Here is a 10,897-nt window from a genome sequence, read left to right as displayed (position 1 = left end):
GAGCCGGAGGCGGCGGCCCGGATCGTCCGGCTGTGCGGCGGCATCCCGCTGGCGCTGCGGATCGCGGGCGCCCGGCTGGCGGCCCGCCCCGGCCTGGCGCTCTCCGACCTGGCCGGCCGGCTCGCCGACGCCACCCGCCGGCTGGATCTGCTGGAATACGCCGACCTGGCCGTGCGGGCCGGCATCGCGGTCAGCCACCAGCACCTCCACGAGGAGCCGGCCGGCCGCGACGCGGCCCACCTGCTGGCCCTGCTCGGCGCGCTGGAGCTGCCCACGCACACCCCCGCCGCCTCCGCCGCGCTGGCCGGCTGGCCGCAACCTCGCGCGGAGGCCGCGCTGGAACGCCTGCTGGACGCCCGGCTGCTCGAACCCGCCGGCCCGGACCGCTACCAGTTCCACGACCTGGTCCGCCTCTACGCCCGCGAACACCGACCGGCCGAACAGGAACGGGCGAGCGCGGTCCGCCGCGCGCTGCACCACTACCTGGCCACGGCGAAGCACGTCGCGACCCTGGTGGATGCCGGCGGAATCGAGTTGAGCGGGTTTCAGGCCGAGCAGCCCGGCGAGGAGTTCACCACACCGGAGGCCGCGAACGCGTGGGTGGAGCGTGAGCGCGACAACCTGCTGGCCGCGATCCGCCAGGCAGCCGGTGACGCCCCCGACCAGACGGCGGCCGGGCTTGCGAACAGCACCCAGTGGCTGTTCGACCGGCGGGGCTGGTTCTCCGAGCTCATCGAAGTCAGCGAGGTGGCCTTGCGAAATGTGGAGGACTGGGGTGGCAAGGCGCTGCTGCATCAGGGGATCAGCTGCGCCTACGGGCAGATCGGACGCAACCAGGAGTCCCTGGAGCACCTGGAGGAGGGGCTGGCCTGCTGGGACCGGGCCGGGCTGCCGGACCGGAAGGCGGGGATGTACAACGACCTCGGGGTCCTCCACGCCATGATGGGCCGCCACGACGACGCCCTGGCCACGCTGGAGCTCGCGCTCGCCATCGTCGTGCGTACCGGCCGCAGGCATCACGAGTCCTATGTCCGCAACAACCGCGTGCACGTCTACTACCGTCAGGGCAGGTTCGACGAGGCCGTCGAGGAGGCCCGGCACGTCGTGGCCATGACGGAGGAGAACGACGACATCGGGAACCTCGGCATCGCCCGCGACACCCTCGCCGACGCCTACCGGGCCAACGGCATGCTCGCCGAGGCCGTGGACGAATACCGCGCCGCCATCAAGCTTCAGCGCGAATTCGGCCTCCCCATCGGCACCAGCGTGTCCTGCTGGTGGCTCGGCCACGCCCTCAACGACCTGGGACGGCGGGAGGAGGCGTGGGCCTCGTGGCGGGAGTCGCTCGACCTGCTGTGCGACGCCCGGCTCCTGACCCCTGCCGAGGTGGCGGCCTACCTCGCGCAACCCGTCCCGGACACGCCGGAACCCATCAGGAACCAGCTATGACCCTGCACGCGCCGTCCACCTCGCCGGCCCGGCGGCCCCGGGCCTCTGCGATGTTCCCCTGGAGATCGCCGCTCCGCGGCTGAATCGAGTTCCGGATGTGATCTGATCGCGGCATGATCACCATCATGAGAAGGATGATCACCACTCTGGTGGCCTGCGGCGCCCTGCTGGCGGGCGCCGCTCCCGTGCAGGCGGAGACCCCCGTTGCGGTCCCCGGGCACGGGGTGCGCTTCACCGAGACGGCCACCTTTTCAGAGGGTGCCGACGAACGGGAGGAGCACCGGCGCAAGGGGGTCTTCGAGCTCAACGCCAAGGGCGAGGTCGTGGCCCTGGACGTCACCACCACCGGGGGTGAGTACGGGCGCGAACGTGTCATCGGCTTCAACCACGACATCGGCGGCACCGCCTACCGGTCCGGCGGCCTCGTGACGAAATATCTGGAGAAGGGCAAGACCTGGTGGAAAAATGCTCACCAGCTCCATCTCTGGCACAGCGAGTTGCTCGGCCACGACGAGCAGCTCGTCAACCCGGCCGAGCCCGCGACCCTGGCCGCCCTGCTGAAGAACGGGCAGCGGAGCGGTGACACCGTCACCGGCGCGATCACCTTCAAGGAGCTCGAACGGGTCTCCCGCTGGGCGGAGCACTCGACCCACATCGGCTGGGACCCGGGCACGAGGCTCTCCTACACCGTCACGCTGACCTCCGGCGGCCTGGTCAGCAGGGTGCGGAGCACGTTCACGTTCACCGGCGGCATCGACGAACTGGTGGGCAAGACCGTCCACGTCGACACCCGCTACAGCCGGTGGGGCGGCAAGGTGCCGATCAAGGCGCCGGACCCCCGTGCGACGACCACCGAGCTGTCGTGCGCCGAGGGCATCTGCAAATTCCGTCTTCCGAGCTGACGAGGCGAGCCCACTCATGCGCACCCTTTACGCCGTCACCCATCCGGAGGCGACGCACCACGTCGAGAGGGTCGTCGGCGGCTGGCATGATTCGCGGCTGACGCCGGCCGGCCTGAGCGCGGCGGCCGCCATCGCCCAGGCGCTGCGGGCCCAGATCCCGGACGGCGCCGAGGTGGAGCTGTTCTCCTCGGATCTGCTGCGCACCCGGCAAACGGCCGAGAAGGTCGCCGAGCTGTTCGGCGTGTCACCGATCCTGGATCCCCGACTGCGGGAGAAGTCCTACGGAGAGGCGGGGGGAAGGCCGCAGGAATGGCTGGACCGGCGGTTCATCCCGCCGCCGGCCGCCGGGGAGCGGCTGGAACACGACGAGGGCGTGGCGGGTGCCGAGACCAGGGCGGCGGTGGCGGGGCGCGTCTACGCGGCCATGGACGAGGTCGTGCGCCGCCCGTGCGAACACAAGATCATCGTGACGTGCGCGAGGACGACTTTCTCCCACAACCGCGCGGTCGTCAGCCTCGGTGACACCCGCCATCTCGGCTGACCTCTATCCGGCCGCGAGGCGGTTCAGCGCCCGCATGGCCTCACGCTCCACGCGTGACAGGTCGTCGAGGATGGTGCCCGCCTGGGCGAGGCACCGCTCGTCGCCTGATTCGCCGGCTTTGGCGATCAGTGCCGCGGCCGCCGTCCAGAGGGTGGCCGCTTCGGCGTACAGCTCGTGGCCGGTGCGCAGGTGGCCGCTGTCGAGCAGTTCGGCGCATTCGGCGAGGAAGTCGCGGTAGAGGTTGCGGAACAGGGCGCCGCCGGTGCCGGCCTTCTCCATCAGGAGGGCGGCCTGCGGCAGGTCGCGTTGCGGGTGGTCGGTGCGCTGGAGCCAGGTGCGTACGAGCTTGCCGGCCTTCTCGATGCCCCGGTGGCCCAGGTTGGCGATGGGCGGGTTGAGGAAGGCGGCGGCGCAGGCGGTGATCGCGGGGACGATCCGGCTCTGGACGCTGGGCGCCTTCCCCGGGACGGTGAGGGTGAAGGAGCGGTGCCTGGCGGTCATCGGGCCGCGCGCGGCCCTGGCCTGGGCGAGGCTCGCGAGGCTGGTGGAGACCGCCCCGCCCTGCTGGTCGGTGTCCACAAGGTAGGCGTTGTGGTCGTCATAGCCGTACATGGCGACGACATGACCGCCGAAGTGCACCTTCGTCCCGAAATAGTCCAGGTGGTAGCTGTCGAGCTGCAGCCCGACGGGCTGGCCGGCGTCGATGGGGGCCGCCACGTTGTCCCATGCTCTGCGGGGTGACGTGGTCTCCTCGACCACCAGGTCCAGCTCCAGCCTGGTGGCCAGGTTTCTGGTGAGCTCGAAAGGCTTGACCCGTCCGCCGAGGAAGGGGAAGCCCATGTTCTTGCCGTCCCAGTAGATGAAGGACAGGCCGGAGCCGAGGCCGAAGAGCATGGGCTCGGACAGGTCGAGTCCCTGGTGCCGGAGCAGCACGCCCAGGGCCGTCGTCTCGCAGTGCCGCAGGCCGCGGGTGTCGAGGTCTTTCACCGTGCTCATGCCGTGTTTCTCCTGGACGATGAGAAGCCGTCTTGTACGCCATCATCGTGGACCCTCCCACAGTGGGAGAGTCCAATGCCGGGTCAGCCGACCCCGACGGTCTGCCGCTCGGGCTCGACGACGGCGACGACGCGGTCCTCGTCCCGGGGGTAGGGCCGGCCGATGTACTTCATGGAGATCTGGTCGATGATCTCCCAGGCCGCGTCGCCTTCGAGCCACTCGACGACCCGGCCGCGGACCATGATCGGCTGGAACGGGTCGCCGGCGGGCGTCAGGGAGAGCGCCACCCGCGGGTCGTGACGCAGGTTGCGGGCCTTGCGCGACCGCGGGCCGGTGAGGAAGACGATGTGATCGCCGTGGGTGTCCACCCAGAGCGGGACGCTGTGGGGCGAACCATCCGGGAGGACGGTGGCGAGGTGGGCGATCGGGGTGCCGTCGAAGGCTTCGCGTACGTCGGGCTTGAGCATGACCTTCTCCTTTGAGTTCCTTTAAGAGACTCCATGACCATAGCAGCCTGAGTTTCGTAAGGGAACCCCAATGAGTAGACTGGTGCCATGCAACGCACCAAGTTCGGCGATATGGCCTGCTCCATCGCCCGCACACTCGATGTGATCGGAGAGCCGTGGTCGCCGCTGATCCTGCGCGACGTGTGGGTGGGGATGAGCCGATTCGACCAGATCCAGGCCGACCTCGGCATCTCGCGCAAGGTGCTGACCGAGCGGCTCACCCACCTCGTCGATGAGGGCGTGCTGGAGCGCCGTCCGTACGATCAGCGGCCGCGCTATGAGTACCACCTGACGGCCAAGGGCACCGAGCTGGTCGACCTGCTCATGGTCATGACCCGATGGGGAGACCGGTGGCTCGCGGGTGAGGCCGGGCCGCCGGTGCTCTACCGCCATCACGCCTGCGGCGAGATCGGCCACGTCGATCTGCGCTGCTCCCACTGCGGCGAGCCGATGCACGCGAACGACATCGACCCGCTGGCGGGCCCGGGCGCGGCCATCTGACCGGCGCCTTTCTCAGGACCAGGCGACCGGCAGCGAATGTACGCCGAAGATGAGCATCTCGTTGCGTACCGGCACCTGCTCGGCCGGCACCGCCAGCCGCAGATCCGGCAGACGCGAGATCAGCTCGCCGAGCCCGATCCGCAGCTCGATCCGGGCCAGCTGCTGACCCAGGCACTGGTGCACCCCGTGCCCGAAGGCCAGGTGCGGAGTGCGCGGCCGGCGAACGTCGAGCGTGCCGGGATCGGGCCACTGGCGCGGGTCCCGGTTGACCTGCGGCGTGGCGATCACGACGGTCGCGCCGGCCGGGACGTCCACGCCGCCCAGCGTCACCGGTTCCGTGGTGACCCGGCTGACGCCGAGCTGGATGATCGACAGGAACCGCAGCAGCTCCTCCACCGCGTTGTCGATCAGGCCCGGATCGGCGCGCAGCGCCGCGAGCTGGCCGGGATGCTCCAACAGTGCGAACGTGCCCAGGCCCAGCATGTTCGCCGTGGTCTCGTGGCCCGCGGTGAGCAGGAGGAGGGCCACATCGACGAGCTGCGCGTCCGTCAGGGGCGGGTCGGCGTCGTGGACGAGCCCGGACAGCAGGTCGTCGGCGGGGTTCGAGCGCTTGGCGGCCACCAGCCGTTGCATGAACGCGTGCAGCCCGGCGCGCGCCGCGGCCTGCTCCCGCGGGTCCGAGTTCGCGTTCAGGCCGATCGCCGTACGCTGCTGGAACTCCGTACGGTCGGCGTAGTCCACGCCCAGCAGCTCACAGATGACCAGCGACGGCAGCGGCAGCGCGAACGCCGGCACCAGATCGGCGCGCGTGCCCGCCGCCTTCATCGCCTCGATGTGCTCGACCGCGATCTCCCGCACCCGTGACTCCAGCTCCCGCATCCGCCGCACCGTGAACTGGCCCGTCAGTGACCGCCGCAACCTGGTGTGCTCCGGCGGGTCCATGAAGACGAAGATCCCGTCCTCCCGCTCCGCCACCGGCCTGTGCGGGCGCGTCGACGTCGCGTCGCGATGGCGCATCTTGTCGGCGCTGTAACGTGCGTCCGACAGGACCGTACGAGCCTCCTCGAACCCCGTCACCAGCCACGCCCGCGCGCCGTTCAGCAGCTCCAGCGGCCGGACCGCGCCCTCTCCCCGCAGGCCCGGCGGGGGATCGAACGGGTCACTGCCCCGCTCCACCATGTCCAGCGGCAGGACCTGCCGCATCGCCGTGGTGCTCGGTGCTTCGTCGCTCATCAACGCTTCCCTTAAGGTACGTAGCCGTATCTAACGATGGACACCGTAGATCACCGCAATAAGATACGCAAGCGAACCCTAAGGCCGCCTACCGGCCGATGGCGGCCGGTAGGAAGTGGAGCTCAGTCTCTGGGACGAAGCTCCTGGCCGACCACGACGTGCGTCTTGAACAGGCCCAGGACGTCGTCCTCTTCGACCTCGGTGACGAGAATGGCCTCATCGTGACCGCCGATGGCGATCCCTTCGAGGTCGACGCCGCCCACCGTCGCCGACGTCGGGCCGACGGCGACGATCTCGCCCGACAACTTGTGCACCACCGCCATTTTCGTGCGTGCCATCTTCGTCTCCTCTCAGGCCGATTCGGTGTGCGCCAGAATATGCACGATGGCGGGATTGAACGGCGCCTTGTTCTGGATCACGATGAACCTGCCGATGGTGCCGGTCACGTGACGCAGCACCTCGTCCGCCCTGAACGTCACGCGCCCGAGCGGGCTGGGGACGCCCGGCGCCGATCCGCCCGACACCACGACGCTGAACGAAACGGCCTGGTTGTCGCCCCACCCGTGCCAGAACTGCGTGAACTGGCTGTTGGCGTTGACGAAGATAGGGCCGAGCCTTACTACAGCCATATCCCTTCCCTTTCCCGTGTTTCTCTCCGGAGCTGAAACGTAGCCCGGGAAGCCGGAATTCTCGTGAGTAGCCCCTACTCAGCCTCGTTGCCAGAAGAAGACTCTGGAAATTGGCGGGTGAAGAGTGTCGAGAATGCGGCGCCGGCTCCGTCCCAGGGGTGGCGGGCCGGTAGGGAATCTACAATGTAAAGGGGCCGGCCGGCAGTGACACCACGTCATGGTGCGGTCGTGACGCAGGCTCACTGCCGGACAAGGGCGCCAACGGCTGGAATCGACACTGAACGCGATCACGAGTGCGAGGAGCCGCCCACCATGTCGTCCGACCGGTTGTCCACCGACGTCACCTCCCCGACGCGGCCGGGCTGGCCCGAGATTGTCGTCGGCCTGCTCGCTCTCGTCGCCGCCACGGCCGCGCTCCTGCTCTTCGGCCCGCTGGGGCTGGAGCCGGTGGTGTACGGGCTGATCGTGGCCGCCTGGTCGGGCATCGCCGGCCTGGCCGGATTCGCCGCGGCGGCGCTCGTGCGCATCCGCTCGGTGGGTGCCTTCGGCGTGCGCCGTACCAGTTTGCGGTGGATGCTCGTCGGTGTGGCCGCCGGAGTGGTCGCCTTCATTCTCAAGGGCGTGGTGAACTACGCCATCATCGCCCTGACCGGGTTCGACGCGGATCCGCAAGGCATGTACTACGACGCGGCCGGTGGCGGTGTGGTGCCTCTGATCCTGACGATCCTGTTCCTCGCCGTCCTCACGCCCATCGGTGAGGAGTTCCTCTTCCGCGGTGTGCTCGCCAACGCTCTGCTGCGGTACGGGCCTGTCATCGGGGTCCTCGGCAGCTCAGCGGTCTTCGCCCTTTTCCACGGCATCAACATCGCTCTGCCGACGGCGTTCGTGGTGGGGGTCGTCGCGGCCGAGATGATGCGGCGCAGCGGGTCGATCTGGCCCGCGGTGGCCGTCCACGCGGTCAACAACCTGGCCCTGCCGCTGATGGTGCTCTTTACGGGAACGGCCGGGCCTGGGGCGAGCTGACCTGGGCGGTGATGATCTCACCGGCCAGGCGGACGTCCTCGTGACGGCAGATCAGGTACGCGGGCAGGCCGAACGGCGTCTCCACCCGTACCACGCCCTCGTCGTCGCGGGCCCGGCCCAGTTCCGACCCGTCGCGGCGCATGTGCGGCGGCGGTTTCATCGGCTCTCCATTCCTTCGGCGGCCGGGTGCGACCACGGCCGGAGCTTGTCGGGGTTGCGTACCGCCCAGATGTGCCTGATCCGGTCACCCGCGACCTCGAACGCGTACACCGACACGGTGACCCCGTCCTGCTGGGCGATCAGCCCGGGCCGGCCGTTGACCGTTCGCTCCAGGAGTGTCAGGTCGCGGAGCCGATCCTGGAGATGGAGCAGGGAACGGACGATCCGCTCGGCGCCCTCGACCGGGTGGAGTGTGGTGCGGACCAGGCCGCCGCCGTCGCTGGTCGCCGTGGCGCCGGGGTCGAGGAGGGTGATGAGGGCCTGGACGTCGCCGGTTTCCAGGGCCCGCTTGAAGTCCTTGACGATCCGGGCCTGCCGGGCCGCCGGCGTCGCGGGAGCCTGCGCGGCGCGGATGCGGCGGCGGGCCGAGGAGGCGAGCTGGCGGCAGGCGGCCGGGGTGCGGCCGACGATCTCGGCCACTTCGGCGAAGGAATAGCGGAAGACGTCGTGCAGGATGAACGCGACCCGCTCGGCCGGCGTCATCGATTCGAGCACGACGAGGAAGGCCATGTTGACCGACTCGTCGAGCGTGACCCGGTCGGCCGGGTCGGTGCCGGGCCGGCCGCTGATCCACTCCGTGGGTTCCGGCAGCGGTTCGGGGATCCATTCGCCCACGTAGGTCTCGCGCCGGACCCGCGCCGAGGAGAGCACGTTGAGGCACAGGCGGCCGGCGACCTTGGTCAGCCAGGCGCCGGGCGAGTCGATGGCGTCCTGCTCCGGCCGGGACATGGCGTACCAGCGGGCGTAGGTCTCCTGCACGACGTCTTCGGCGTCGGCCAGGGAGCCGAGCAGCCGGTAGGCGAGATTGGTCAGCCCGCGCCGTTCGCTCATGAGCGCGTTCAGGCCGTCTCCCGGCTCGGATGGGGTGGTCATGGTGGTGCCGCACTTCCTTCGTTTCGTTCCGTCCTCACCGGTTCGACAAGACAACACGGTGATCTGTGAGGCCGCCTGACATTCCGGGGTGTCACGTTGTCGGACCGGTGAACGGAATCCCGCTTCGAAAGGAACCTCATGTCCGGACACCCCAAGGTCGTCGTCATCGGCGGCGGCTACGCCGGCACGCTCGCCGCCAACCACCTGCGGATGCGGGCCGGCCTCGACATCTCGCTGGTCAACCCCCGTCCGGAGTTCGTCGAGCGCATCCGGCTGCACCAGTACGTGGCCGGCACCGGCGACGCCACGATCGACTACGGCACGCTGCTCGGCGAGGGTATCGAGCTGGTCGTCGACAGCGTCACCCTCATCGACACCGCCACCCGCACCGTGCGGCTGGCGTCGGGCCGCGCACTGGACTACGACTACGTCATCTACGCGGTCGGCAGCACGCGGGCGATCCCGGCGTCGGTGCCGGGCGCGGCCGATTTCGCGTACGACATCGCCGAGTTCGAGTCCGCGCGGCGGCTGCGCGCCAGGCTGGCGGAGTTGCCCGCCGATGCCCCGGTCACCGTGGTCGGCGGCGGGCTGACCGGCGTCGAGACGGCCGCCGAACTGGCCGAAAAGGGGCGCACGGTCACGCTGGTGTGCGGCCGGACCCTGGCGCCGTCACTGAGCGCGCCCGCTCGCCGGTCCATGGCCAAGTGGCTGTCCCGGCACGGCGTCACCGTGGTCGAGGGCGTCGCGGTGGGCGAGGTCGGGCCGGACGCGGTCGTGTTCGCCGACGGTTCGGTACGTCCGAGCGCGCTGACCATCTGGGCGACCGGTTTCGGAGTGCCGGAGCTGGCGGCGGCGAGCGGGCTGCGTACCGACGAGATCGGCCGGCTGCTCACCGATGAGACGCTGACCAGCGTCGACGACGAGCGCATCGTCGCGGCCGGCGACGCCGCCGCACCGTCGGGCGAGCCGCTGCGGATGTCCTGCTACGCCGCCGGGCCGCTCGGGGCGCAGGCCGCCAACACGGTGCTGAGCCGCATCGAGGGAACCGAACCGGCGGTGATCGACCTGGCCTTCACGGGGTCGTGCGTCAGCCTCGGCCGGCGCGCCGGGCTGCGGCAGTTCGGCCGCAAGGACGACACCGCGACGAACGTCTACTTCGACGGCCGCCTGGGCGCGGCGTACAAGGAGATGACCATCAAGCTGTCGGTCTCGAAGATCCGCCGCGAGGCCCGCAAGCCGGGTTCCAGCCTCTGGTTCAAGGGCGGCCCCCGTCCCGAGCAGGTGGCCACGTGATCATCGTTCAGGCGAGTCGCCCCGGACGCGGGCGTGCAGGTGCATGTCGTGCCGGCCGTCCGCGTGCACGGCGTCGCTGCGCTTGGTGCCCTCCAGGAGGAAGCCGCACTTGACGGCGACCCGGCAGGAGGCGTCGTTGCGCGTCGAATGATCGAGCTGTAGACGGTGGAACCCGGCCGCGCCCAGGGTCCAGGCGCTCAAGGCCGTCAGCGCCCGGGAGGCCACGCCCGCGCCACGGGCGGCCGGGAGCACCCAGTAGGCGCACCCGGCGACACCGTCATCGAGGTTCAGGCCGCCCAGGGCGATGCGCCCCAGGACCTCGCCGCCCCGCGTCACCGCCCAGCTCGCGCCGGTCTCCTGCGTCCAGGCCTGGTGATACCGCTCGAACCACTCCAGGACCTGATCCTCGGTCGTGGGCCACCGAGTGTGCCAGTGCCGGATCTGGGGGTCCTGGTAGGCGGCGAGGAAGACCGCCGCGTCGGTGGGCTCCCAGGGCCGCAGGAGCAGGCCGTCTCGGGCGGAAAGGATCGGCTGGGGGCCGGCGGCGAGGGTGCCGGCGGGGATGGTGGGTGGCGTTGAGAGAGTCGATCTCACGCCGTATCCTCTCCCGGCGGTGATGAGCCGTGTCAAATGGGATCCACCGACCGAACGAGGGACGCATGGGGGCGGCGCGAACGACCGTTGGGCCCGGTGGCAGCCTGGGAGAGATCTTTCCCGAACGAACCCTGCCAG

At 70.1% G+C, this 10,897-nt stretch carries 14 protein-coding genes; 6 read left to right on the top strand and 8 right to left on the bottom strand.

The annotated features are described in order from the left end of the window. From C4V41_RS45060 to C4V41_RS45050, 3 genes are all read left to right on the top strand, one after another. Positions 1-1,449 (top strand): tetratricopeptide repeat protein (locus tag C4V41_RS45060; protein ID WP_146104027.1); only part of this gene is annotated, 1,449 nt, incomplete at its 5' end. A gap of 134 nt (positions 1,450-1,583) precedes the next feature. Next, a complete protein-coding gene (locus C4V41_RS45055; RefSeq protein WP_146104026.1) occupies positions 1,584-2,351 on the top strand; it encodes a hypothetical protein in 768 nt (255 codons plus the stop codon). 16 nt (positions 2,352-2,367) lie between these two features. Then, complete coding sequence (locus tag C4V41_RS45050; RefSeq protein WP_103962176.1) at positions 2,368-2,892, top strand: histidine phosphatase family protein; 525 nt, start codon at positions 2,368-2,370, stop codon at positions 2,890-2,892. Positions 2,893-2,895: 3 nt separating this feature from the next. Here C4V41_RS45050 and C4V41_RS45045 read toward each other — a convergent pair whose 3' ends face one another. Beyond that, positions 2,896-3,888, bottom strand: coding sequence for a BtrH N-terminal domain-containing protein (locus tag C4V41_RS45045; RefSeq protein WP_103962175.1), 993 nt, complete (start codon positions 3,886-3,888; stop codon positions 2,896-2,898). Between the two features lie 83 nt (positions 3,889-3,971). Next, positions 3,972-4,355, bottom strand: coding sequence for a TIGR03618 family F420-dependent PPOX class oxidoreductase (locus tag C4V41_RS45040; protein ID WP_103962174.1), 384 nt, complete (start codon positions 4,353-4,355; stop codon positions 3,972-3,974). An 87-nt stretch (positions 4,356-4,442) separates the two neighbouring features. On the opposite strand from C4V41_RS45040, the gene C4V41_RS45035 reads away from it, so the two are divergent. Continuing rightward, on the top strand, positions 4,443-4,895 hold the full coding sequence (locus C4V41_RS45035) for a winged helix-turn-helix transcriptional regulator (protein ID WP_103962173.1): 453 nt from the start codon (positions 4,443-4,445) through the stop codon (positions 4,893-4,895). A 12-nt stretch (positions 4,896-4,907) separates the two neighbouring features. Here the strand turns inward: C4V41_RS45035 and C4V41_RS45030 are convergent, their stop codons facing one another. From C4V41_RS45030 to C4V41_RS45020, 3 genes are all read right to left on the bottom strand, one after another. Then, positions 4,908-6,128 (bottom strand): cytochrome P450, encoded by a 1,221-nt coding sequence (locus tag C4V41_RS45030; RefSeq protein ID WP_235030775.1) that lies wholly within the window; start codon positions 6,126-6,128, stop codon positions 4,908-4,910. A 122-nt stretch (positions 6,129-6,250) separates the two neighbouring features. After that, positions 6,251-6,466 (bottom strand): hypothetical protein, encoded by a 216-nt coding sequence (locus C4V41_RS45025; protein WP_146104025.1) that lies wholly within the window; start codon positions 6,464-6,466, stop codon positions 6,251-6,253. A gap of 12 nt (positions 6,467-6,478) precedes the next feature. Next, positions 6,479-6,757, bottom strand: a complete 279-nt coding sequence (locus C4V41_RS45020; protein ID WP_103962171.1) for a Rossmann-fold NAD(P)-binding domain-containing protein — start codon at positions 6,755-6,757, stop codon at positions 6,479-6,481. A gap of 312 nt (positions 6,758-7,069) precedes the next feature. Here C4V41_RS45020 and C4V41_RS45015 point away from each other — a divergent pair, with 312 nt between their 5' ends. Continuing rightward, a complete protein-coding gene (locus tag C4V41_RS45015) occupies positions 7,070-7,780 on the top strand; it encodes a CPBP family intramembrane glutamic endopeptidase (RefSeq protein ID WP_103962170.1) in 711 nt (236 codons plus the stop codon). Here the strand turns inward: C4V41_RS45015 and C4V41_RS45010 are convergent. Continuing rightward, positions 7,749-7,940, bottom strand: coding sequence for a hypothetical protein (locus tag C4V41_RS45010; RefSeq protein WP_103962169.1), 192 nt, complete (start codon positions 7,938-7,940; stop codon positions 7,749-7,751). The two genes, C4V41_RS45015 and C4V41_RS45010, sit on opposite strands and share 32 nt — an antisense overlap. Continuing rightward, positions 7,937-8,872 (bottom strand): RNA polymerase sigma factor SigJ, encoded by a 936-nt coding sequence (sigJ, locus tag C4V41_RS45005; RefSeq protein WP_103962168.1) that lies wholly within the window; start codon positions 8,870-8,872, stop codon positions 7,937-7,939. The genes C4V41_RS45010 and sigJ overlap by 4 nt, the downstream gene beginning before the upstream one ends. A 138-nt stretch (positions 8,873-9,010) precedes the next feature. Between sigJ and C4V41_RS45000 the strand changes: the two genes are divergently transcribed. Then, entirely contained in the window at positions 9,011-10,165 is a 1,155-nt protein-coding gene (locus C4V41_RS45000) for an NAD(P)/FAD-dependent oxidoreductase (RefSeq protein WP_103962167.1), read from the top strand. Here the strand turns inward: C4V41_RS45000 and C4V41_RS44995 are convergent, their stop codons facing one another. After that, positions 10,166-10,759 carry a GNAT family N-acetyltransferase gene (locus C4V41_RS44995; protein WP_103962202.1) on the bottom strand — a complete coding sequence of 198 codons (594 nt, stop codon included), beginning with the start codon at positions 10,757-10,759 and terminating at the stop codon, positions 10,166-10,168. Between the last annotated feature and the right edge of the window lie 138 nt (positions 10,760-10,897).

It is taken from the genome of Nonomuraea solani (assembly GCF_900108335.1).
Taxonomy (GTDB): domain Bacteria; phylum Actinomycetota; class Actinomycetes; order Streptosporangiales; family Streptosporangiaceae; genus Nonomuraea; species Nonomuraea solani.
The sequence above is the reverse complement of the archived record's forward strand: the minus strand, read 5'-3'. Positions and strand labels throughout refer to the sequence as shown.

Excerpts from the sequence above, each read along its gene's own strand:
- C4V41_RS45055 (WP_146104026.1), top strand. The coding sequence starts at position 1,584 with ATGATCACCACTCTGGTGGCCTGCGGCGCCCTGCTGGCGGGCGCCGCT.
- C4V41_RS45050 (WP_103962176.1), top strand. The coding sequence starts at position 2,368 with ATGCGCACCCTTTACGCCGTCACCCATCCGGAGGCGACGCACCACGTC.
- C4V41_RS45045 (WP_103962175.1), bottom strand. The coding sequence starts at position 3,888 with ATGAGCACGGTGAAAGACCTCGACACCCGCGGCCTGCGGCACTGCGAG.
- C4V41_RS45040 (WP_103962174.1), bottom strand. The coding sequence starts at position 4,355 with ATGCTCAAGCCCGACGTACGCGAAGCCTTCGACGGCACCCCGATCGCC.
- C4V41_RS45035 (WP_103962173.1), top strand. The coding sequence starts at position 4,443 with ATGCAACGCACCAAGTTCGGCGATATGGCCTGCTCCATCGCCCGCACA.
- C4V41_RS45030 (WP_235030775.1), bottom strand. The coding sequence starts at position 6,128 with ATGAGCGACGAAGCACCGAGCACCACGGCGATGCGGCAGGTCCTGCCG.
- C4V41_RS45025 (WP_146104025.1), bottom strand. The coding sequence starts at position 6,466 with ATGGCACGCACGAAAATGGCGGTGGTGCACAAGTTGTCGGGCGAGATC.
- C4V41_RS45020 (WP_103962171.1), bottom strand. The coding sequence starts at position 6,757 with ATGGCTGTAGTAAGGCTCGGCCCTATCTTCGTCAACGCCAACAGCCAG.
- C4V41_RS45015 (WP_103962170.1), top strand. The coding sequence starts at position 7,070 with ATGTCGTCCGACCGGTTGTCCACCGACGTCACCTCCCCGACGCGGCCG.
- C4V41_RS45010 (WP_103962169.1), bottom strand. The coding sequence starts at position 7,940 with ATGAAACCGCCGCCGCACATGCGCCGCGACGGGTCGGAACTGGGCCGG.
- sigJ (WP_103962168.1), bottom strand. The coding sequence starts at position 8,872 with ATGACCACCCCATCCGAGCCGGGAGACGGCCTGAACGCGCTCATGAGC.
- C4V41_RS45000 (WP_103962167.1), top strand. The coding sequence starts at position 9,011 with ATGTCCGGACACCCCAAGGTCGTCGTCATCGGCGGCGGCTACGCCGGC.